Here is a 23,378-nt window from a genome sequence, read left to right on the forward strand (position 1 = left end):
TATAGCATTTCATAGTCCTTTAATTTTGACAAGCAAACCACAAATAGCCTTGATTTTTTAATCTTATGACTAGGTACTAATAGTAATATAGCGGAGAATTTATTATTTTGCAACCTTTTTTTAATCAAAGCCATCCGTGTATTCGGATAAAAGGTCTTTCATATATTGGTTTAGTTGATTATATTCAGAATCATTTTCCAATAGATTATGCAAAATAATATCTACTGCATCTTTTCTGGCTGTTTCTAATGTACGATAATCATGAATAGGGTCTGCCAGCTTAAATTCTGGTAAACCACTCTGCTTGCTACCAAAAAACTCCCCAGGTCCTCTTAGCTTTAAATCGTGTTCAGCTAATTCGAAGCCGTTTGTTGTTTCAGTCATAACACGCATTCGTTCTTTACCTATTTCACCTTTGGGATCGGCAATTAAAATACAATAACTTTGTCTTTCACCCCTACCTACGCGTCCTCTCAGTTGGTGTAATTGGGATAAACCAAAACGTTCAGCATCATAAACAACCATGATGGTTGCATTTGGAACGTTAACTCCAACTTCAATAACAGTTGTAGAAATTAAAACATTTATTTTATTGTCTGCAAACTCTTGCATGACTTGTTCTTTTTCGATATTAGTTAAGCGACCATGCAATAAACCGGTTCGAATCGAGCCAGAAAATGTGTTTGATAAATGTTGGTATAGATCAACTGCATTTTGAATATCAATTTTATCTGATTCTTCAATCAATGGAGTGACTATATAAGCTTGTCCACCCTTTTTGATCTCCTTTTCTATAAATGTAATAATACGCGGGAACATAGATTCTTTCACCCAAAATGTTTCAATTTCTTTTCTTCCTTGTGGCATTTGATCAATGATCGACATATCCATGTCTCCATAACTCGTAATCGCCAAGGTTCTAGGGATAGGGGTTGCTGTCATAAATAATATATCTGGATCAATCCCCTTTTCACGTAACACCTTTCGTTGCTTTACTCCGAATCGATGTTGCTCATCAACAATAACTAAACCTAGATTAAGAAAGTTAACTTCATCTTGAATTAGGGCATGTGTCCCTACAATAATATGAATCTTCCCTTCCCGGATCGCAGTCAATCGCTCCGATCGTTGTTTACCTTTGATCGAACCCGTTAATAATTCAACATTTACTATACCAGCAAATAAATTTGACAGAGATCGATAATGTTGCTCCGCCAATATTTCAGTCGGTACCATGATAGCTCCTTGATAACCCGCTAATACCGAGCTATATAATGCAATAGCTGCTACAATCGTTTTACCTGACCCAACATCCCCCTGCAATAAACGATGCATTCGATAGGGCGATTTAAGATCACTCAGAATTTCATTTAAGGCTTTTCCTTGAGCTGCTGTTAATTGAAATTGTAATTGTTCGATGAATTGTTCTACTTTCTTTTGATCATAAATCTTTGTATTTCCTAGCGTACGTTCGCGATTATACTTCCGTATAACTTGCATTTTTAACTGAAAAATTAATAATTCATCATAAATGAGTCTTCGTTTTGCTTGTTTCAAGTGATTTACATCTTTAGGAAAGTGTATTTGTTCAATCGCAAAGTGACGATTAAATAACTTATATTCAGTTAAATATTTTTCCGGTAATATTTCAACAATTTCATGACTGTATTTTTCTAATGCTTGTTTAATAATTTTTTTAAATTGTTTTTGGGTAATTATTTGTCTTAACAAATAAACAGGTTCTATCTCTGCTGTTTGGTCCTTTTCACCTGTACGATAATGACTGATTGTTATTTGCTGTCGATGTTGATCCCATTTACCAGTGACAATTACGTTTTGATTGACTTTTAAGTGTGATTTGGCAAAAGCCCGATTAAATATAATTCCTTTGACAACCACTTCTCCTACTTGCAGTGAAACAGTCAAGCGGGATTTTTTGTATCCATAATATGTAACAACTGGTTCACTCAAGACGATTCCTTCTATAGTTGCTTTTTGTTCATGAACGAGTTCAGATAATGGCAAGACCTCGAAATTGTCATATCGAGAGGGGAAAGTAGTGATTAAATCCTCAACACTATGTATGTCTAATTCAGCAAGTTTCTCAGTTAGTGCTGGTCCAACACCTGTTAGGTCACTTACTAATCTCCTTTGCATTTACCTTATACCTCCTAAAACACTTTCTAAATGATATCAGTGATCTCTACACCAATCTTAATTGATCTTATACGTTCGTTTTAAAGATGTGGTAATCACAATGCATTCTAATTTGTTTAGATTAACAACCCATTTCAGCTTGGTTGCTTCTACTAATAAAGTGAAGTTTCATTCAATGGGTTTTTCTTCATCCCCCACTGATTTCTACTACCACAAGGGAATGACCTAATGGCCCTTGAACCAATCAGGCCTTTAGTATCAGTTGATCTCCCACTTACAATCTTTAGTTACCTTAAAAATATTGAAATAGGAGGCTTACTGACAATTACATTCGAAAAAAATCAACTTTATTTTGAATCACTATAATTATACATGGATTTCCGCCATAATCCCATTGATAATAACAGAACAAAATAAAAAGTGCTTCGAATCATGTTTCGAAACACTCTCATAATATATAAAAAATAACATTTGACTTGTCTATTTATTCGACAGAGAAAATATAAGCATAAATTGGTTGATTCCCTTTATGAATTTCTACTTCTACCTCTTCAAATTCTTGTTCAATATACTCTGCCAGCTCATTTACTTCTTGATCAGTCACATCTTCACCTTGAAGAATTGTAATAATTTCATCGTCTTGATCAATCAGTTCAGACAACAGCTTTTTAGTTGCCATAAACTTATCTGGATCAGTCGCTTTAATTTTCCCATCAAGAAGCCCCATGAAGTTCCCATTTTCTATTGCTAAGCCATCAATTTGTGTATCTCTAACAGCATAAGTAATTTGACCTGTCTTAACATGCTGACAAGCCTCAGACATATTCGCTTTATTCTCATCCAGGCTCAAGTCAGGATTATAAGCTAAAAGCGCACTCATTCCTTGAGGGATTGTCTTTGTAGGGATAACGATAACTTCATCATCACTTAGTTCTGCTGCTTGTTCGGCAGCCATAATAATATTTTTGTTGTTCGGTAAAATAATGACTTTTTCAGCATGCGCCTCTTTGATCGCTTCTGTAATGTCCTGAGTGCTTGGGTTCATCGTTTGTCCACCAGCCATTACAACTGTTGCTCCCAGACTTGTAAGTAATTCTTCTATTCCAGATCCCACGGCAACGGACACAATACCATATTCTGCTTTCGGTTTCTTTGAATCAGCAGCTTCTTTTCGACCAACAATTTCACTATGCTGCTCACGCATATTTTCTACTTTTAACTGGACAAAGCTACCAAACCGTTGGGCTAAGTTCATTGCTTCACCAGGATATTCAACATGGACATGAACACGAACAAAATCATCATCTGAGACAACTAGTAAGGAATCACCTAATGCTCCTAATTCTTCTCGAAAAGCTTCTTCATCATATGGATTCTTCGCCAATTTATCTTGTTCAAATTTAACCATGAATTCTGTACAATAGCCAAACTCAATATCTTCAGTATTCATAAAGTCTTGATTTGATTTATGATGTTCTGCACTTACCATATCTTCCATTGAGACTAGATCCAAATTAACTTCTGGTAAAGGTTCACCTTTTAACGAGGCTAAAAATGCTTCGTAAATAATCACCAAGCCCTGCCCACCACTATCGACAACGCCAACTTCTTTTAAAACAGGTAGTAATTCTGGTGTACGCTCTAATGATACTTTAGCTGCTTTTGTTACCTGTTCCATAAATTCAATGAGATCATCCGTTTCCTCAGCAACCTTTTCAGCTTCATTAGCCGTATCTTTAGCAACTGTTAAAATCGTACCTTCTACAGGTTTAATCACAGCTTTATAAGCTGTTTTCACTCCATTTTGTAGACCTTTCGCCATTGTTACTGTTGTTAATTCATCTAAATCAGTCACACCTTTTGCAAAGCCACGAAATAATTGAGACAAAATAACCCCTGAGTTTCCTCTAGCTCCCATAAGCAGCCCTTTTGCAAAAGCATTCGCCACTTCTGAAACATTTCCGTTAATAATTTTTTTAACTTCATTTGCTCCAGATGTCATTGATAAATTCATATTCGTTCCCGTATCACCATCTGGTACGGGAAACACATTTAATGCATCTATCATATCTGCATTATTAGAAAGGTGACTTGCACCTACCAACACCATCTCGGCAAGTTTTGCACCTTCTATTTTCGTTAATACCACAACAACTTCCTCCCTTGTCACTCAAGCAAAATCTAACGATTGATCGATTTTTTTGAAAAATTATTTATTCCGCTTGAACACGTACACCTTGAATATAAATATTTACTGCATCAATTGCTAAGCCTAATGTTTTATCTAACGTATATTTAACTTGAGACTGCACATTATTTGCGATTTCAGAAATTTTTGTTCCATAACTTACGATGATATACATATCAATAGAGATTTTATCATCTTCTTGACGTACCACAACACCTTTAGAGAAATTTTCTTTTCTTAATATTTCAGCAATGCCGTCTTTAAGTTGATTCTTAGAAGCCATTCCGATAATGCCATAGCACTCAATAGCAGCACCACCTGCAACAGTAGAAATAACCTCGTTTGTAATCGTTACACGACCATCTTTAGTCGTTAACTCAATAGACATATTATTTAACCTCCTTGGTTAGTTACAACTTATTATTACTAGATATCAAAATTTAATAAACATTAATAATCTCTAAACATTTTACAATACTTTTCGTAATTATAAAAGGATTTTAGTAAATTAACCTTATTTTCCATAACTTTTGATTGCTGTTTTACACTATTACAATGGCGGAAAAAACATTTACTGTCAAGTTATAATCCTTGATTATCTTTAAATCATACGAACCTAACAACCGTTAAAGGTGAAATTATCAATTGCATTTCTTTATTAATTGTGATAAATTATATAAGTATGAAATGAGATAGCTGTATTTGGGAGGGATTAATATGAGTCGTAAATGTGTTGTTACTGGACGTAAAACGGGTGTAGGAAATAAACGTTCACACGCCTTAAATGCAAATAAACGTAAATGGAAAGCAAATGTGCAACGCGTGCGTATTTTAGTAGACGGTAAACCAAAACGTGTTTATGTTTCAGCGCGTGCTCTGAAATCTGGAAAAGTCGAACGTGTATAATTTATATTGTTAGGAAAACTCGTATTCACTTTATATAGCGATTACGAGTTTTTTCGTATGGTTTATCTACAATAATTATTAGTTAAGTGTGACTTGTCCATATTTTTTTAGAACAAAAAGCACCTTATTGTCCAAGGTGCTTTTTGTTTCCCTTATTTTTCCTTCCCATTCCCTTGCCATATACCAATAAAAAAACGTACAATTCCTCCAAGAAATTTTGGGAGTTTTATCGTATAAAAACGCATTTGAACCCCTCCTAACCATATCTAGCAATACAGTGAACGTCTTACACTAAGGCTTAAACATGTTCACTACTCTTTATCACTATTAATATGCCTGAGTCAAAAGAAAAATAACCAGATTGATGAGTCAATTGATTAGATAAAGTTAAGGAGTCTCCTCTTCTAATCGTAGCTTCTGTTAAAGGATAATAAAAGTTAACTAAACTTAAATTTGTTACTTGCTCACTTAGAGATAGAAAGGAGATTTTTTGATCTAACTTTGTTTGATTTATTTCATACTTGCCTGGAAAATAAACAGTGATCGTATTTTGCCAATCTACGATTGAAGCACAAATTTGTTTTTTAGCCAATTGCTCAAGAAGGTAGATCGAAGATAATTCATGATCCTTCCTCCCTCCTGTCACCCCAAATATATAGAGTTCGTTTACACCGATTTTTAGAGATTCATTAACAGCTAATTCTAAATCTGTTAAGTCCTTCTCAACCGGATAAATCGAAAATCGTTGCGCGGAATTCTTGATTTGTTTTAATTCTGTTTCACTAACTGAATCAAAATCACCAATTGCTAAATGAAGTGGCAAATGATTTTCTAGCAAATATAATGAACCCCGGTCACAGCCAATCCAATAATCAATCAAATGGCCATAATCAGAAAGGTTTGCTAATAGTTGATGGGGACCACCTGCGACAATACCAATTTGTTTCATTCAACCACCTACTTATTAATTGCAGATCTAATTTCTTGAATGGCTTGAGCCCGATTAGGTTGATTAAAAATCGCACTCCCTGCAACAAATACATCTACTCCTGCTTTCGCACATAGATTTGCAGTAACTGGATTAATTCCGCCATCAACTTCAAATTCAATATCTAGGTTCATTTCTTTACGCCATCGATCCGCTTGCTTTACCTTCTCTAATACACTTGGAATAAAAGTCTGACCACCAAATCCCGGATTAACAGTCATAAATAACAGTAAATCAAGTTCAGGAAAAATGGCTTTAGTCACTTCTATTGGTGTCGCAGGATTAATAACTAGACCTGCTTTTTTCCCATGTTCTTTAATTGTCATAATCGTTCGATGTAAATGTTTGCATGCTTCAACATGAACAGAAATAATATCAGCTCCAGCATCAGCAAATGCTGAAATGTATTGATCAGGGTTGTCGATCATTAAGTGAACATCAAGAGGTAAATCTGTTGTTGGGCGAATCGCACGCACAACCAAAGGACCAATTGTAATATTTGGAACAAAATGTCCATCCATGACATCAACATGGATATAATCCGCACCAGCCCTTTCGACTTCTTTAATATCATCACCTAATTTTGAAAAGTCAGCTGATAAAATTGAAGGAGCAATCTTTTTCATGATTAGTACCTCGGCTTTCTTGATTTAATTTCTTGATAAAAATCTAAGTAATGCTGATAACGGTATTCCTTTATTTCTTTGTTTTCTAAGGCATCCTTTACCGCACATTGGGGCTCATTAATATGCATACATCCCCTAAATTTACATTGATCTCGATATTGATTGATTTCTCGAAAACAAAAAGGAAGGTGGTTCAATTCGATTTGGTCAAAGTCAAGCGAACTAAATCCTGGTGTATCAGCAACCATCCCACCTAAAACTTCAATTAACTCAACATGTCTTGTTGTATGTTTGCCACGACCTAGACTACTAGAAATTTCACCTATTTCTAAAGCCAAAGCAGGATTCAGTAGGTTTAGAAATGAAGACTTCCCCACACCAGATTGACCAGCAATCACAGAAATTTTGTCTTTTAATAAGTCAGTAAATAAAGCCAAATTAGGTTCCCATCTATTTGACAATAATTTAACGCGGTAGCCTAATTTTTGATAACTTTTTACATAATCATTGATTATTTCTTGTTCATCTTCTTTTACTAAATCCATTTTTGTGATCAAAATAATCGGTTCGATTTGATGAAATTCAACTAATACTAAAAATCGGTCTAGGAGTTTAGTACTAAACTGTGGTTCCTTGGCTGATACTGTAATTAATGCTTGATCAATATTAGCGACTGGCGGACGAATTAACTCATTTTTACGAGGTAATAGGTCTATCACATACCCATCCGTCAAATTAGCCGCTTCAAAAATAACCTTATCTCCGACGAGTGGGGTTTGTTTCTTTTTTCGAAAGAGCCCTCTCCCTTTACATTGATACGTTATCCCGTCACTTAATACATAATAAAATCCGCTAAGCGCCTTGATAATTTGACCTTCTGGCATTAATCAATCTCCTTCCACATCTTCATAAACAATTGTTTTTTGAATAATGACTTGATCATCTCGTTCAATTTTATAAGTTGCATCGGTATCAGGGGCAATGACTAAACGAATCTTAAATTCAGTATCTTCACTGATTGAATCTGTTTCGTAAAGGTCCTTCAAGTCGTGATTCATATCATCAATATAAATTCTAACTTCTTGATTCTTAGGTGTTTGATCTTCCTCATCTGATAGATTTTGATCGCCCGTATATGGGACAGTAACAGTGAGATTATGTGTAATTGGAGATTGTTCTTCTTCCCCTAACGAAACAACTAAGTTAACAATTGAACCTTTTTCTAGATCTGTTCCCGCTTGTGGTGAATGTCGAATAATCTTCCCTTCATCTACAGTTGATGAATGTTCCTCCGTTATATTAGCAACCAACCCTTTATCTTCTAGGTACTTCTCAGCTGCATCAAGGTTCATTCCATCAAGATTCTCTAATTCAATCTCCTCTTCACCAATACTAACATTAAAAATAATGACGGTCTCTGAAGGAATGACTCCACTACCCGGATCTGGTTGTTGACCGATGATCTGACCTTCTGGTTGATCAGAATGTGAATCCGTTCGTTCTACTGGCAAATATCCTTGCTGTTCTAATATCCGTTTGACTTGTTGATAGGACTGTCCAACATAATTTTGTAATTCTACTGGTTCAGGCCCTTGGCTTACATATAACTTGATCACCGTTCCTTCTTTAACTGTCGAATTAGGTTTTGGATCTGTTCTTTCGACATACTCTGGTTCAACATCGTCAGAGTAAACCTCTTCCGTTTCGGCCTCTAAGCCAAGTTCTTTTAATATATCAATGGCATCGTCTACGTGTTCACCTGTTAAATCCTGTAATTCAATATCATCCGGTTGTAATAAATCTGGTAAAACAAATAAGGCAACGAGACTTGCAATTAAAAAAGTAAACAAAATGATCGAGAGCCAAATAACAATTTTTTTCTTTTTAGATTTCTTCTTTTTTTGTTTTTTCTTCTTTAAATCATCTGGCTTTAACTTGATTAAACGCGTAGATTCATGATCGATTTTATTCTTAACAATTGTTTGATCATTATCTGTATTCTCATCCATTTGTTCATCAGTTAAAATAGGAATTACTTTTGTCGAATCACCTGGTTCACTTGGTGGTATATAAGCCGGTTCATTGATTCGATCAGGGTCTAAAGCTGTCATAAGGTCCTTCTCAAAATCAGCCGCTGTTTGATAACGTTCGAATGGATCCTTTGTCGTCGCTTTTAAAACAATATTCTCTAAACTTTGTGGAATCGTTGGATCCTCTTCACGCAACGATGGTGTTTGAGTTTGTAAATGTTTTAAGGCTATTGAAACAGCTGATTGACCATTAAATGGTATTTCGCCTGTTAACATTTCAAATAAAACAATCCCCAAGGAATAAATATCAGAGTTTTGATTTGCCACTCCACCTCTAGCTTGTTCAGGGGACAAATAATGAACGGAGCCTAAAATGGAATTTGTTTGCGTTAATGATGTGGCTGTTAGCGCAAGAGCAATACCAAAATCAGTTACCTTTGCCACCCGATTTGAATCAATCAAAATATTTTGTGGTTTAATATCTCGATGGACAATATGGTTCGTATGCGCATGCTCTATGGCAGAAGTAATTTGCAACATAATTTCCACACAATCTTCTATCGGAATTGGACCATAGCGCTGGATATACTCTTTTAAGGTTAACCCCTCAATATATTCCATCACCATATAATAAATATCATCTTCTTCACCAACATCATAAATACTCACAATATTAGGATGAGATAAACTAGTAGCAGATTGGGCTTCACGATGAAAACGAGTGATAAATTCTTCATCATTGGAGTATTCAAGGCGCAAAACTTTGATAGCAACATCTCGTTCTAGAATATTATCAAACCCTAGATAGACATTAGCCATCCCACCTCCACCAATTCGCCTTTTTACTTGATAACGTTCATTTAATAGACGACCTTCTAACAAGAGGAATCACCTTCCTCACTCGTTGAATATTCTAATAAAGCTAACGTGATATTATCTTCACCACCAAGCTCATTTGCTCTATTAACCAAGTCTTCGGCAATTTCCTGGAGTGGCTTATTTTTGGCTAATCGTTCTTTCAACTCCAAATCTGATACTTTATCAGATAAACCATCCGTACATATTAACAAGCGATCTCCTAATCCCCACTTAATTGTAAAAACATCCGGGTCTATCGACTCATCTGTTCCTAGTGCCTTGATCAGAACATTTTTACGTGGATGAACATCTGCCTCTTTTTTTGATATTTCTCCAGTTCGCACTAATGCATTAACAAGTGAATGATCCTCAGTGATTTGTTCTAAATGTTGATTTAATAAGTAACAACGACTATCACCAATATGAGCAATCGTTATTTGGTCATCAAGGAAAATTGTTGCAATGACAGTAGTCCCCATTCCTTTGCAGTCTGCGTTTTTCTCAGCATACTGATAGACCTTCTGATTTGCTAAATGCATGCGATTAACAAGCCATTCTTCTGCTTGCTCAATCGTTGTGATCTTTTCGTTTTCTCGCCACTGATCTAAGAAGAAATTCCTGACAATTTTACTTGCAATATCGCCCGCTTTGTGCCCGCCCATACCATCAGCAATCACACTTAAAGTTTGCCTAGCCTTATTTTTAAATAATCCACCAGCATCTTCATTTTGCTCACGAACTTTTCCTTGATCAGTTAAAAAATACTGTTTCATCTAATTTCTCACCTCTTAATATCAAATACCGTCTTATTCACGGTTAAATGAATTAATCTCTTGTTTCTTTCTTAAACGGGTGATAAAGAATCCGTCAGAGTTAAAATCATCAGGAAAGATTTGGACCCCAACTTGTGATACGCCTTGGGAATTGTTTAGAAACTTAGGCAAGTCGGTAAAAAAATCAGGATCAATTTCAAATGTCTGATGATATGTCATTAAAAACTCACTAATAACTGCTTCATTTTCTGTTGGATCTAGTGTACATGTACTATATATAAGTTTACCATCCCTTTTCAGTAATGGCGCAATACTTTCTAGTAATTCATACTGAACCTGCGCTAATGCTTCAACATCAGCTTCTGTTCTTGAGTATTTAATATCTGGTTTGCCACGAATCACACCAAATCCTGAACAAGGCGCATCAATTAAAATCCGGTCAAAAGTTTCCTGATCATATACATTAGCCAATTGCCGTCCATCGATTGCTTTTGTTCGTATATTTAACAATCCCAGTTCTTCTGCTTTATTTTGAACAAGATTGACTTTCTTTTGGTGGAGATCATGGGCATGTACACGGCCTGTATTCTTCAGTTTTTCCCCTATATGAGTCGCTTTACCACCTGGAGCGCTACAGGCATCTAATACGATTTGGTCAGGATGAATGTCCATCATTTCTACAACAAGCATAGAGCTTTGATCTTGAATTGAAAAGACTCCTGATTTAAATAATGGATGTGATAAAATACGGCCTTTCATAACAACAATACCTTGCTTGGAAAATTGGGATGCTTCAACATAATAGCCATCCGCCGTTAATTGTTCCATTAAGTTATCCCTAGACATTTTTAGGGGATTAACACGAATACTAATTGGTTTTGTGTTCAGGTTTGCCATACAAATAGATTTTGCTTTCACCTCACCAAATGCATCGCTCCACCGTTCAACTAACCAATAGGGATGACTTGTTTCAATTGCAATACGCTCAATAGGATCTTCAATCTGATCAAAGCTTGGGAAGCCTTGCCGTTGCGCCTCTCTTAATACACCATTTACAAACTTTCCAATCCCTTGATGACCTTTCAATTTAGCGATTTCAACCGCTTCATGAATAATTGCATGATCAGGTATTTTATCTAGATAATGCATTTGATAAAATGATAAATATAGTAACCATTTTACCCACTTTTCTACTTTTTTCTTCGGATTGACAAAATGCTGTAAAAAATAGTCCAATGTGAGCTTTCGTTGCAATGTTCCATAGACGAGCTCAGTGAAAAGAGCCTGATCCTGTACTGACCAGTCCATCTGTTGGATTGTCTGATCAATGATTAAATGACTAAATGCCCCACTATCACCGACTCTAATTAACACTTCTAAAGTTTTTGTTCTCACTTCATGCTTATTCATGATTTAGCCCCAATCTCTGACCAACCTTAAATAGGTCACCACTGCCATTCAAAAAGTCCTTAACTGACATCCGTTTTTTTCCTGAAAGTTGAATATCTAGCACTCTTATTGCACTTTCCTGTCCACAAGCTATGATCAAAGCATCATCAGTTATATCAACAATTTCTCCAGGGCAGGCAGATTGACTAATACTTGCTATTTCTGCCCACCAAATTTTAAGGTTTTTCCCCCCAATGGATGTACTAGCAACCGGCCATGGGTGTAAGCCACGAATTTGATTGTAAATAGCTTCTGCTGAATTTGTCCAATCAATTTTCTCCTGCTCCCTTGTAATGTTTGGAGCATAGGTTGCTTCCATATCATCTTGTTCTACTGCTTGAATGGATTGGTCAAAAATCCTTGGTAAAGTTTGTTTTAAAAGTTGGGCACCAGCTTCCGACAATTTATCATGAAGAATACCCACATGATCTTCATTTTCAATAGGGACGGTAACTTGTGACAAAATTGCACCAGCATCCAATGCCTCTACCATATACATGATCGTAATCCCCGTTTCTTTCTTTCCTTGCATAATCGCATAATGAATAGGCGCACCCCCCCTAAGCTCAGGCAATAATGAGGCATGGACATTTATACATCCATAAGTAGGTGCATCAAGGAGTTCCTTCGGTAATATTTGACCAAATGCTGCTGTTACAATTAGATCAGGTTCATATTTCACAATTTCTTGATAGGAATCCCGAATTTTCTCAGGTTGAAATACAGTAAGATTATGTTTTAAAGCTTCGACTTTTACTGGTGGAGCCGTTAATGTTCGCTTCCTACCTTTTGGACGGTCTGGTTGAGTTACAACTAAAACCACCTCATAACCATCTTTAATGATTTGCTGTAAGATAGGAACTGAAAAATCAGGCGTCCCCATAAATACGATTTTTTTCATTATAAAACCTCTCTCTACATTAACTGATTGGGTTGAAGATCAATTTGAATCATTAAGTCCTCTTTACGCATCATTTCCTCATAATAAAGTAATATTCTTGCCAACACATTTCTTTGATTCGGTTCGTACTTGTATTTTACCACGCATTGAAAACGATAGCGATTCTTAATCCGTTCGATTGGTGAAGGCGTTGGGCCTAGTATCTTCGCCTCGTTTGATAGGTGCTTTCTCAATAATTGACTAATCGTTCTCATCACTTCTTGTGCTTTATTTACATTTTGATGAGAAACCGTAATTAATGTTAAATAATAATATGGTGGGTATTGAAATGCTTTTCTTAAAGCCATTTCCCGAGCAAAGAAACCCTGATAATCATAGTTCTTTGCATATTCAATACTATAATGCTCCGGTGTATAGGTCTGAATAATGACCTTCCCTTCAAGTTCGTGACGACCTGCCCTTCCACTTACTTGAGTTAATAATTGAAATGTCCTTTCAGCAGCCCTGAAATCTGGAAGATTTAATAAACTGTCGGCAGCTAAAACACCAACTAAGGTGACATCAGGAAAATCTAACCCTTTAGCAATCATTTGTGTCCCTAATAAAATATCAGCTTGTTTTTGGGCAAACTGCTTAAGTAAACGTTCATGTGAACCTTTCCTTCTAGTTGTATCAACATCCATTCGAATGACCCGCGCTTCCGGAATCAACTGATTGATCGCTTCTTCTATTTTTTGAGTTCCTGTTCCAAAATAGCGAATCGTTTCACTTTCACAACTTGGGCATTTAGTCGGAACAACTTCATGGTAATCACAATAATGACATTTCAAGTAGTTTTGTTTACGGTGATAAGTTAAAGAAATATCACAATGCGGACATTGAATGACATGACCACAATCACGGCACATCACAAAAGTCGAATAACCACGACGATTTAAAAAGAGGACAATTTGTTCCTTTTTAGCTAGACGATCTTCAATCGTTTCCTTTAATTTTCTTGAAAATATTGTCCGATTTCCAGCATGTAGCTCATCCCGCATATCAATGATATCTACTTCGGGCATCTCACTAAAATTGCTTCGTTCAGGCATTTGTAATAATTGATAAACTCCCTTTTTAGCACGTGCAAATGTTTCTAATGATGGTGTTGCACTCCCAAGAACAACCGGACAATTATGGTGTTCAGCCCGTTTAATTGCGACATCTTTTACATGATATCTAGGATGATCTTCTTGCTTGTAGCTTGCTTCATGTTCTTCGTCAATAATAATTAAACCGAGATTTTCAAAAGGGGCAAAAATAGCGCTTCGCGCACCAACAACAACTTTAACCTCTTTACGTTGAACTTTTCGCCATTCATCAAATCTTTCACCTTTAGATAGAGCACTGTGCATGACAGCAACATCGGAACCAAATCGCCCTTTAAAACGTTTGACCATCTGAGGTGTAAGTGAAATTTCTGGTACTAATACAATTGCTTCTTTATTTGCTCTAATTACATGGGCGATTGCCTGTAAATAGACTTCCGTTTTTCCACTCCCTGTTACACCATGTAAAACAAAGACTTCATGCATTTGTTTACTGCATGTGTCAATAATTGATTCTAAAGCATTCCTTTGTTGCTCTTTTAATTCTAACGGTTTCGTCTGTTCAATATTTTCATCATCAAATGGTTGGCGATAAACTTCTTCTTCAAATAAAGTAATGAGCTTTTGGTCAATAAGTGGCTGAAGTGTTGGTCTCGTCGTTTTCAATTGCGCCAAAAAAGTTTTTAGTGCTATCGGTTTATCCAGGCTAGCCAAATACTCAACAAGGATACGTTGTTTTTTTGCTCGATTGGATAAGTTTGCTCCGTATTCATCAAGTTGTTCAATTGTTGCACTTCTTTTTAACATCATCTGTTTCTTATAATTATCCTTACGATTAACTTGATAAATCATTTCTAAATCACCATCAGCAATACTCTTTTTGATCAGGGTCAGTGGTACATTTAAATCATTTAAATCTTCGACATCAAGATAATCTCTTCCAGAAAACGCTATTTCTAATTGTTCAGGTAATAAATCGGTTGTCAGTCGGTGGACCTGCTTTTGGTATTCCGCCTTCAACGCCTGTGGTAACATCGCTTGGAAAGTAGAAATATAGAAGCTCATCGTATAATCAGCAAGCCATTTTCCCAATTGAATTAGTTCTTTCGTTAATATTGGCGAAAAATCCATTAGGCTTTTGATTGCTTTTAACTGCTTAACATCTGAATGCTCGGCTAATTCTAAGACATAGCCCATGACCGTTCGCGGACCAAATGGGACAATAACACGCATACCAATTTCGATCGTGCCTACTAGATGAGCTGGTATCAAATAATCATAAACTCTGTTCGTTTGTGATGCCGGGACATCGACAACGACTTTGGCAATGTTCACGATCTTTCTACTCCTATTTGTTTTGCGATATGAGTAAGGAGTTGACTGGCAATCGACAACTTACTTGTTTGATCAATTTTAATTTCTGTTCCATCTTTCATAATGATGAGAACTTCATTATTATCTGCACCGAAGCCAATTCCTGGTTTAGAAACATCATTGATGACAATCGCATCCAAATTCTTTTTGCTTAATTTATCTTGACCATATTGCTCCACATTCCTAGTTTCTGCCGCAAAGCCAACCAAATATTGATGCTCCTTCATCTGTCCTAATGACAACAAAATATCTTTATTTCTTTTCAATTCTATTGTCATCTGTTCAGCTTGTTTTTTTAACTTTTCTTGGTATTGTATTGCAGGTCGATAATCAGATACCGCTGCCGCTTTAATCACAATATCTTGATTTGGATAATAGTTTAGAACTGTTTGATACATTTCCTCAGTTGTAACGACATCGATTCTCTTTACCCCTCTTGGTGTAGGTAAAGCAACTGGTCCCGAAACAAGTGTAACATCGGCCCCCATATTAGCTGCTACTTCTGCAATAGCAAAGCCCATTTTTCCTGATGAGTAATTTGTTAAATATCTGACCGGGTCAATTTTCTCTTGTGTAGGTCCAGCAGTAATTAATAATTTCTTCCCTTCTAAAAGTTTCCCTTCTGTAAGACTTTTCTCTAAGTAGTTCACAATCTCTTCTGGTTCTGCTAATCTTCCTTTTCCTGTATAACCACAAGCTAAATAGCCTTCATTAGGATCGATGAGTCGAACACCTCGTTTTTCTAATACAGCAAGATTATTTTGAACAGCTGGGTGCTGATACATATCTACATTCATTGCTGGTGCAATATAAACAGGAGCTTTGGTTGCTAATAATGTTGTTGAAAGCATGTCATCAGCAATGCCATTAGCGTATTTACCAATTATATTCGCTGTTGCTGGAGCAACAATAAATAAATCCGCCCAGTCAGCTAGATCAATATGTTGGATTTTTTTTGGATCAAGCTCATCAAAAGTATCTAAATATACGGGTTGTCTAGAAATCGCCTGAAATGAAAGGGGAGAGACAAATTGTTGTGCACCCTTAGTTAAAATAACTTGGACAAGCGCACCCGCTTGTGACAATTTACTCGTTAAAGCTATTGCCTTATAGGCAGCAATACCGCCCGTAACACCTAAAACGATTTTTTTATTTGTTAACATTTGACCGCATCCTTTGTTCAATTTGATTAATGAGTTTTATAGTTATTATAGCATGTATTCATGTTGAACATAGTTAGTCTTGAAATGCACTTCATTTTTGGAGGAAGGGAAAATAAAGAATATACCCCTCGTCTGTCAAATGGCAAACGAGGGGTACATTTTAAGACGTATTTCCCACTGTCTTTTTTACTATTTATCCGCAGGGATATGCGTTAGTTTTCCTGCGTAAATTTCTTCTAAAGCTATTCCTACATTTTTCACTGACTTCGGATCTTCAATTTGCAGGATTTTATTGTCTTTAATTTGGCGTGCACGTCGCGCTGATAGTGTAACTAATGTGTATTTTGAATTAATCTTTGTCTGTAATTGGTCAATTGATGGCTCCAACATCATGATTCGGTCACCTCCAACAGTTTTTTATATTGGCTTGCTACACGTTCTCGTCTACAATGTTCACTTTTTACGATGGCTTGGATTTTATCTACTGCGTGTTCAACATAATCATTAACAACGACATAATCATAAGCATCCATCAGTTCAATTTCATCTTTAGCTGCTCTCAATCGATTCATGACAAGTGTTTCTGTCTCAGTTCCTCGACTAATAATTCGGTTCTTTAATTCTTCTAAGCTTGGTGGTGATAAGAAAATAAAGACTCCTTCCGGAAAATTCTCTTTCACTTGAAGGGCTCCTTGAACCTCAATTTCAAGAAAAACATCCTTTCCTTGATCTAGAGTCTCGACTACATACTGACGAGGTGTACCATAATAATTATTCACGTACTCAGCATACTCAAGTAATTGATTGTTTTTTATCATTTCTTCAAATGCTTCTTTAGATCGATAAAAATAATCAACACCCTCTTGTTCACCTGGTCTCTTCGAACGTGTAGTCGCTGAGATAGAATATTGCATAGTTGTTTCCTTTTCAAATAATGCTTTTCTTACCGTTCCCTTCCCAACACCGGATGGCCCAGATAAAATAAATAAAATCCCTTTCTGCTTAATCAACAATTGTATCCCCCTAAATCCAAATTATCAACATCATTTCATTCAGCCACACTATAAAATACTTTTAATTTGAATAGTAAAGTGAACCTTCACTCTGCGAAGAAGATTCTTCATCCCACACTGGGCGTTAGATGTATGAATCGAGCTTTTACTGACTGTTGATCCCGCTAATGATTCCCCTTGTATAATTGAAGTGGGTTTCTTATAGTCGTTAATCTATGATAAATTCCATCTATCAGTAAAAATAAGTTCAACTTTCGTCTTCTTTACCTTATGAGCATAAAGCATTAAATCATATAAAAATGGTTTGACCCTTAAATGATGGCTATACGAATTGTATTGTCGCTATTCATCGAGTTCCTCTTCATGGATGAGTACACGTTGGCCAACCGTTTCTGGTTGTACCGCTGAAAGCACAATATGGTCACTATCTGTAATTATAACAGCACGAGTTCGACGCCCGTAAGTAGCATCTATTAATTTATTATTATCTCTAGCTACTGAAATAATTCTTTTAATCGGCGCTGATTCTGGTGAAACAATTGTTATAATTCGATTTGCTGAAACTACATTTCCGAAACCAACATTAATTAATCTTAAATTCAAATAAATTCTCCTTTCAGACCCAATTCCGTAATCAGCCCTTAATTAAAACTTATCTTTCTTATTATAGTATAAATTTGCAAAATTTAAAATGCTAATTCTATATTTTGAAGCTGTTACACTATTATATCAATTGTTACCGATTATTCGATCACATAAACACTGATCATTGAATCCTTACATTTATTTTATTCTTTGATAAAGTGAAAACCTGCTCAGTAAATGACCTCATCTTTCACTGGGTGTTAGATCAACAAAGTGGGCCTTTAATGATCGTTGATCCTCTACTTATCATCTTGCAAGATTGAAGTCGGGGGCTTACAGTCAGTTAATCTTAGCTTGATTTCCTTTTTTTATCTTCTCAACTTAGCCTAATCCAATTTCAATGTACATTATTATTTCGCTTGTAATATGCAACGAATGACTTCCGATAAAGCCATAATAAAAAGGATAGTCTAAGTTGGCTATCCTTTTTTACCAATCTATTATACACAAAGGGCTATCGGTTTGTAAAACCAAATAGAATCGTCGGTAATGAACTGAATAAAAGAATCGTAAACCAATCTCTCCCTGTTAAAGCAACCGTATAAAAGATAACTTGAAATTTACCAATGTAAATGACTGGGATTAATAAAGCGAAGGAAGATAAAACAGCCACGATTAAGTATCGATTACCAAATGGATTACGACTAAATATAGACCGATGACTTCGACAATCGAACACATGAATTAATTGTGCCATGACTAAAGTTATAAAAGCAATTGTTCTTGCGTAAGTTAGCGATTGTGCTCCATTTTGATAAGCAATAACAAATGCTAGAAAACTAACGATCCCTATTAAGAATCCCCTCGACAAAATTTTATAGCCAAGTCCCCGTGCGAAAATCCCTTCTTTTAATGGACGTGGGGCTTGTTCCATTAAATCTCTCTCGGATTGATCCATACCTAATGCTAAAGCAGGCAAACCATCGGTGACCAAATTAATCCATAATATTTGAACAGGCAATAAAGGGAGGGGGTATCCAGCAAGCATTGCAAATAACATAACTAGGATCTCACCAACATTTGAAGCTAATAAATAGCGAATGAATTTCCTAATATTCTCATAAATCTGTCTTCCTTCCTCAACAGCAGCAACGACTGTTGCGAAATTATCATCTAATAGAATTAAATCGGAAGCTTCTTTAGCTACATCTGTTCCTGTTTCCCCCATACTAATTCCAATATCACTTGCTTTTAAAGCAGGCGCATCATTAACACCGTCTCCTGTCATCGCAACAACATGTCCATTACTTTGTAGGGCTTGAACAATTCGTAATTTATCCTTTGGTGTGACGCGGGCAAAAACATAAATATCATCTACTTGTTGTGCTAAGTGCTCATCGGACATTTGATCAAGTGTTTCTCCAGTTATAAGTTGCCCTTTTGGAGGGATAATTTTTAATTCCTGAGCAATCGCCCTTGCTGTCTCAGCATGATCCCCTGTTATCATGATTGTTTTTATTCCAGCAGACTTACATTGTTCAATTGCCTGTTTTGCCTCTGGTCTCGGTGGATCAATCATCCCGATTAATCCCATAAAGATTAAGTCATCCTCAACTTGTTCGACATTAATATGACTGATATTAGAAAGCGGCTTAATGCAGAGTGCGATGGTACGGTAAGCTTTTTTGGTCATCCCATCTATTTCTGCTCTAACTTTTTCTCGTCGTCTATGATCAAGCCTAATGATTTGGCCGTTTTCTTCTATACGATTGGCTCTTTTTAATAATAAATCGGGTGCACCTTTTACAATGCCTAAATATTGATCATTATTTTTCACCACTACGGACATTCTTTTTCTAGTTGAATCAAATGGAAAGTCAAGAACCCTATTGATGTGATTATTTCGAATTAAATTTAGATCTTTTTTTGCTGCGGCCATCATAATTGCAACCTCTGTTGGATCACCTTCAATTATTGTGTCGCTAGGCTTTTCAACTAGTTCTGCATCACTGCAGATTGAAGCATAGCTTAAAAAACGCTCCAACATTTTTGCTTCTGTCTGATTTTTTGCTGGAGTAAATAAACCAGATAATTGATAACCACCACTAACTTCAAATTTACGCTGATTTAAAAACAATTCAACAACAGTCATCCGGTTTTCCGTTAATGTACCTGTTTTATCTGAGCAAATTACCGAGGTACTGCCAAGTGTTTCAACCGCACCTAATTTGCGAACGATCGCCTTTTTTTTAATCATCCGTTGAACACCAAGAGATAGAACAACAGTTACAATCGCAGGTAAACCTTCTGGAATAACAGCAACAGCTAAGGAGATTCCAGATAGAAACATTTGATAAACCGGATTTCCCTGCCATATTCCTATTGCCACAACTAGCGATGTTAGAAAAATAGAAACAAAGATCAAAATTTTACCTAAATTCTGTAGTCTTTTTTCTAAAGGTGTTTTTTGTTTTGGAGCTTGAACAATTAAATCAGCAATTTGTCCAACAACTGTTTCCATACCCGTAGCAACAACCACACCTATTCCATGGCCTGCTGTAACCAAGGAACTCATAAATGCCATATTTTTTTGATCTCCAATATTTAATTTTTGTTGACTAATCACTTCGCTTGTCTTAGCAATGGGTAAGGTTTCTCCCGTTATCGCTGACTCTTCTATCGATAAATGTACACTTTTTATAATTCTCATATCTGCTACTACACGATCACCGCTCTTCAAGCGGACAATATCTCCAATAACAATTTCATTTGAGGGAATCGTCACCCACTGACCGTCCCTAAGAACATTAGCCACTGGATTTGCCATTTGTTTTAGTTTAGCGAGTGACTTCTCTGCACGTTGCTCCTGCAAAAAGCCTAGTAAGCTATTGATCAAAACAATGATTATAATAACAATTGCATCAACGATTTCACCTAAGAAAGCTGCAATAAATGTTGCAATTAAAAGCACAATCACCATAAAATCTTTAAATTGTTTAAAGAAAAGGGTGATTCCTAATTGACGTTTCGGTTCAACGAGTTGATTCTTACCGAATTGTTTTAATCTTTGTTTGACTGTCCTATTAGATAATCCACTATCAACTTGACTACCTAGATGATTTAATATGTCATGAACGGTGTTTGCATACCATTTCATAAAGTATCCCCCCAATACCTTTCGCTCGTATTGATCATATGCATGTCCCATTCAAAACATGCTATAATATGTGAAACGAGGTGATTACTATGGCATTTGACGGTATTGTTACTCATGCAGTAGCAAAACAATTGAATCAAGAACTTGCTACTGGTCGAATCTTAAAAATATTTCAACCGACTAGTACAGAATTAATTTTATTAATCAGAAATAATCATGAGAATTATCAACTTTTATTATCAGCACACCCAAGCTATGCACGTCTTCATTTAACTAAGACAAAATATCAAAATCCAGCTGAACCACCGATGTTCTGTATGGTCTTAAGAAAACATCTAATTGGTAGCTATATTGAAGCCATTGAACAATATAAAAATGAACGGATTATTGAGTTTTATTTCCGCGGAAAAAATGAAATTGGAGATAAAGTTAGAAAAAAACTGATCATTGAAATCATGGGGAAACATAGTAATATTATTTTACTCGATCAGGAGAATGACCATATACTCGATAGCATTAAACATATATCTCCGAATCAAAGTCGCTATCGGACTGTCTTACCTGGACAAATTTATCATTATCCACCACACCAAAATAAATTAAATCCTTTTGAGATGGATCAATCTACCATCTTAAAAATTCTTACCGAATCAGATAAAACATTAGCAGAAACACTTGTTCTTTCTTTTATGGGAATCTCACCTCTCTTTGCAGATGATATCTTAAATTGTGCAAAAGAGTCTACTCCTGAAGCTGTTACCGAGCAATTTCTCAAACGACTTACTCAAGTTAAAGAAAACAAGTTATCACCAGTTATCAATCGAGATAAGAAAGAAGACTTTCATGTATTTAAACTTGACTCTTTTAAGGGGGAAATTGAAAGATTCGAAACAGTTAGTGAATTACTTGATTTATTTTATCAAGACAAAGCCGCCCGTGATCGTGTTAAACAACAAGTTAGTGACTTAAGCCGATTATTAAAAAACGAATTAGAACGTAATCAACGGAAAATAAAAAAACAGCAACAATCTTTAAATAAAGCAAAACAAGCAGAACAATATCAAAAACAAGGTGAACTCTTAACTGCTCATCTACATTTAGTTAAAAAAGGTGATCAGCAGATCACGGTTACCGATTACTATGACCCAAATCAAGCTGAGCTAACGATTCCATTGAACCCTAATAAAACACCAAGTCAAAACGCACAAAGTTATTTTAAAACCTATCAAAAATTAAAAACATCAAAAAGTAAACTTAAGATAGAAATTAGAAAAGCCAAGGCTGAAATCAATTACTTTGAGCAATTGATCCAGCAATTGGATCAAGCACGTCTCGAGGATATTGAAGAAATAAGAAATGAACTAAGAGAAGAAGGCTATTTAAAAGAAAAGCGTGGTAATAACAAACGGAAGAATAAGTCGAAAAAACCAAGCCCTGAACAGTTTTTTGCTTCTGATGGAACACCTATTTATGTCGGACGAAATAATAAGCAAAATGACTATCTAACAACTAAGATGGCTGAATCTCGGGATATTTGGCTACATACTAAAGATATTCCTGGTTCACACGTACTTATTCGCTCACATATACCAAGTAAAGAAACGCTTGCAGAAGCTGCACAATTAGCCGCTTTATTCTCTAAAGCAAGTCAATCCTCTAAAGTCCCAGTGGATTATACAGAGGTGCGTCATGTTAGAAAACCGAATGGAGCTAAACCAGGCTATGTTATTTATGATCAACAAAAAACATTATTTGTCACTCCAGATCGATCCTTGATTAATCAATTAAAAGAAAAACCTAAAGAAAGCCAGTAAAATTAACTGGCTTTCTTACATGACCAAAACTAGAATCTAAAGTGAACCTTCACTCAGTAAGTTTACCAAAAAAAGGCGAATTTTTTTATTTTGATGACGCAAGCGCAATTTTTACTCAGTGAGACTAGTTATGTCCCAGCATCATTTTATAAACAAGAAGGTATTCCCCCTGTTTTGACTCATCAACTTCAATATTCTTTTTATATTCACTGTAAAAATAGTCATGGTTCCTTGTAACTCCATGCCAATTAGACCCGCGGAAAGCGACCACCTTGAGTGAAAATCAACGGTGCATCCTACTAGGTAAG

The 23,378-nt window shown here is 35.9% G+C and carries 19 protein-coding genes; 2 read left to right on the forward strand and 17 right to left on the reverse strand.

What is annotated here, in order from left to right:
* Nucleotides 1-120: 120 nt before the first annotated feature.
* From recG to KQI76_RS05435, 3 genes are all read right to left on the reverse strand, one after another.
* Nucleotides 121-2,157 (reverse strand): ATP-dependent DNA helicase RecG, encoded by a 2,037-nt coding sequence (gene recG / locus KQI76_RS05425; RefSeq protein ID WP_216399302.1) that lies wholly within the window; start codon nt 2,155-2,157, stop codon nt 121-123.
* 484 nt (nt 2,158-2,641) lie between these two features.
* Nucleotides 2,642-4,306 (reverse strand): DAK2 domain-containing protein, encoded by a 1,665-nt coding sequence (locus KQI76_RS05430; protein ID WP_216399303.1) that lies wholly within the window; start codon nt 4,304-4,306, stop codon nt 2,642-2,644.
* Nucleotides 4,307-4,370: 64 nt separating this feature from the next.
* Nucleotides 4,371-4,733, reverse strand: a complete 363-nt coding sequence (locus KQI76_RS05435) for an Asp23/Gls24 family envelope stress response protein (RefSeq protein WP_216399304.1) — start codon at nt 4,731-4,733, stop codon at nt 4,371-4,373.
* Between the two features lie 329 nt (nt 4,734-5,062).
* Here KQI76_RS05435 and rpmB point away from each other — a divergent pair, with 329 nt between their 5' ends.
* The gene (rpmB, locus tag KQI76_RS05440) at nt 5,063-5,251 is read left to right on the forward strand and encodes a 50S ribosomal protein L28 (RefSeq protein ID WP_216399305.1); all 189 of its coding nucleotides are present in this window, start codon (nt 5,063-5,065) and stop codon (nt 5,249-5,251) included.
* A 152-nt stretch (nt 5,252-5,403) separates the two neighbouring features.
* Here rpmB and spoVM read toward each other — a convergent pair whose 3' ends face one another.
* The 14 genes from spoVM to KQI76_RS05510 all read right to left on the reverse strand — a co-directional run bounded on the left by spoVM (nt 5,404) and on the right by KQI76_RS05510 (nt 21,256).
* Nucleotides 5,404-5,496, reverse strand: coding sequence for a stage V sporulation protein SpoVM (gene spoVM / locus KQI76_RS05445; RefSeq protein ID WP_216399306.1), 93 nt, complete (start codon nt 5,494-5,496; stop codon nt 5,404-5,406).
* A gap of 53 nt (nt 5,497-5,549) precedes the next feature.
* A complete protein-coding gene (locus KQI76_RS05450; RefSeq protein ID WP_216399307.1) occupies nt 5,550-6,200 on the reverse strand; it encodes a thiamine diphosphokinase in 651 nt (216 codons plus the stop codon).
* 8 nt (nt 6,201-6,208) lie between these two features.
* On the reverse strand, nt 6,209-6,865 hold the full coding sequence (rpe, locus tag KQI76_RS05455) for a ribulose-phosphate 3-epimerase (protein WP_216399308.1): 657 nt from the start codon (nt 6,863-6,865) through the stop codon (nt 6,209-6,211).
* A gap of 2 nt (nt 6,866-6,867) precedes the next feature.
* Nucleotides 6,868-7,749, reverse strand: coding sequence for a ribosome small subunit-dependent GTPase A (rsgA, locus tag KQI76_RS05460; protein ID WP_216399309.1), 882 nt, complete (start codon nt 7,747-7,749; stop codon nt 6,868-6,870).
* 3 nt (nt 7,750-7,752) lie between these two features.
* Nucleotides 7,753-9,777 carry a Stk1 family PASTA domain-containing Ser/Thr kinase gene (gene pknB, locus KQI76_RS05465; RefSeq protein WP_216399310.1) on the reverse strand — a complete coding sequence of 675 codons (2,025 nt, stop codon included), beginning with the start codon at nt 9,775-9,777 and terminating at the stop codon, nt 7,753-7,755.
* Nucleotides 9,771-10,526 (reverse strand): Stp1/IreP family PP2C-type Ser/Thr phosphatase, encoded by a 756-nt coding sequence (locus KQI76_RS05470; protein ID WP_216399311.1) that lies wholly within the window; start codon nt 10,524-10,526, stop codon nt 9,771-9,773. Before KQI76_RS05470 ends, pknB begins: the two co-directional genes overlap by 7 nt.
* A gap of 33 nt (nt 10,527-10,559) precedes the next feature.
* Nucleotides 10,560-11,936 (reverse strand): 16S rRNA (cytosine(967)-C(5))-methyltransferase RsmB, encoded by a 1,377-nt coding sequence (gene rsmB / locus KQI76_RS05475; protein ID WP_216399312.1) that lies wholly within the window; start codon nt 11,934-11,936, stop codon nt 10,560-10,562.
* Complete coding sequence (fmt, locus tag KQI76_RS05480; RefSeq protein WP_216399313.1) at nt 11,929-12,876, reverse strand: methionyl-tRNA formyltransferase; 948 nt, start codon at nt 12,874-12,876, stop codon at nt 11,929-11,931. The genes rsmB and fmt overlap by 8 nt, the downstream gene beginning before the upstream one ends.
* A 14-nt stretch (nt 12,877-12,890) precedes the next feature.
* The gene (priA, locus tag KQI76_RS05485; protein ID WP_216399314.1) at nt 12,891-15,299 is read right to left on the reverse strand and encodes a primosomal protein N'; all 2,409 of its coding nucleotides are present in this window, start codon (nt 15,297-15,299) and stop codon (nt 12,891-12,893) included.
* Nucleotides 15,296-16,501: a bifunctional phosphopantothenoylcysteine decarboxylase/phosphopantothenate--cysteine ligase CoaBC gene (coaBC, locus tag KQI76_RS05490; RefSeq protein WP_216399315.1), complete on the reverse strand. Its 1,206-nt coding sequence runs from the start codon at nt 16,499-16,501 to the stop codon at nt 15,296-15,298. The genes priA and coaBC overlap by 4 nt, the downstream gene beginning before the upstream one ends.
* Nucleotides 16,502-16,690: 189 nt before the next feature.
* A complete protein-coding gene (rpoZ, locus tag KQI76_RS05495) occupies nt 16,691-16,891 on the reverse strand; it encodes a DNA-directed RNA polymerase subunit omega (RefSeq protein ID WP_216399316.1) in 201 nt (66 codons plus the stop codon).
* On the reverse strand, nt 16,891-17,511 hold the full coding sequence (gmk, locus tag KQI76_RS05500) for a guanylate kinase (protein WP_216399317.1): 621 nt from the start codon (nt 17,509-17,511) through the stop codon (nt 16,891-16,893). The genes rpoZ and gmk overlap by 1 nt, the downstream gene beginning before the upstream one ends.
* 345 nt (nt 17,512-17,856) lie before the next feature.
* Nucleotides 17,857-18,117: an extracellular matrix/biofilm regulator RemA gene (gene remA, locus KQI76_RS05505; RefSeq protein WP_216399318.1), complete on the reverse strand. Its 261-nt coding sequence runs from the start codon at nt 18,115-18,117 to the stop codon at nt 17,857-17,859.
* Between the two features lie 496 nt (nt 18,118-18,613).
* A complete protein-coding gene (locus KQI76_RS05510; RefSeq protein WP_216399319.1) occupies nt 18,614-21,256 on the reverse strand; it encodes a cation-translocating P-type ATPase in 2,643 nt (880 codons plus the stop codon).
* Between the two features lie 89 nt (nt 21,257-21,345).
* Here KQI76_RS05510 and KQI76_RS05515 point away from each other — a divergent pair, with 89 nt between their 5' ends.
* A complete protein-coding gene (locus KQI76_RS05515) occupies nt 21,346-23,070 on the forward strand; it encodes an Rqc2 family fibronectin-binding protein (RefSeq protein ID WP_216399320.1) in 1,725 nt (574 codons plus the stop codon).
* Nucleotides 23,071-23,378: the final 308 nt, after the last annotated feature.

This window comes from Amphibacillus sp. MSJ-3 (genome assembly GCF_018919165.1).
Lineage (GTDB): Bacteria > Bacillota > Bacilli > Bacillales > Amphibacillaceae > Amphibacillus.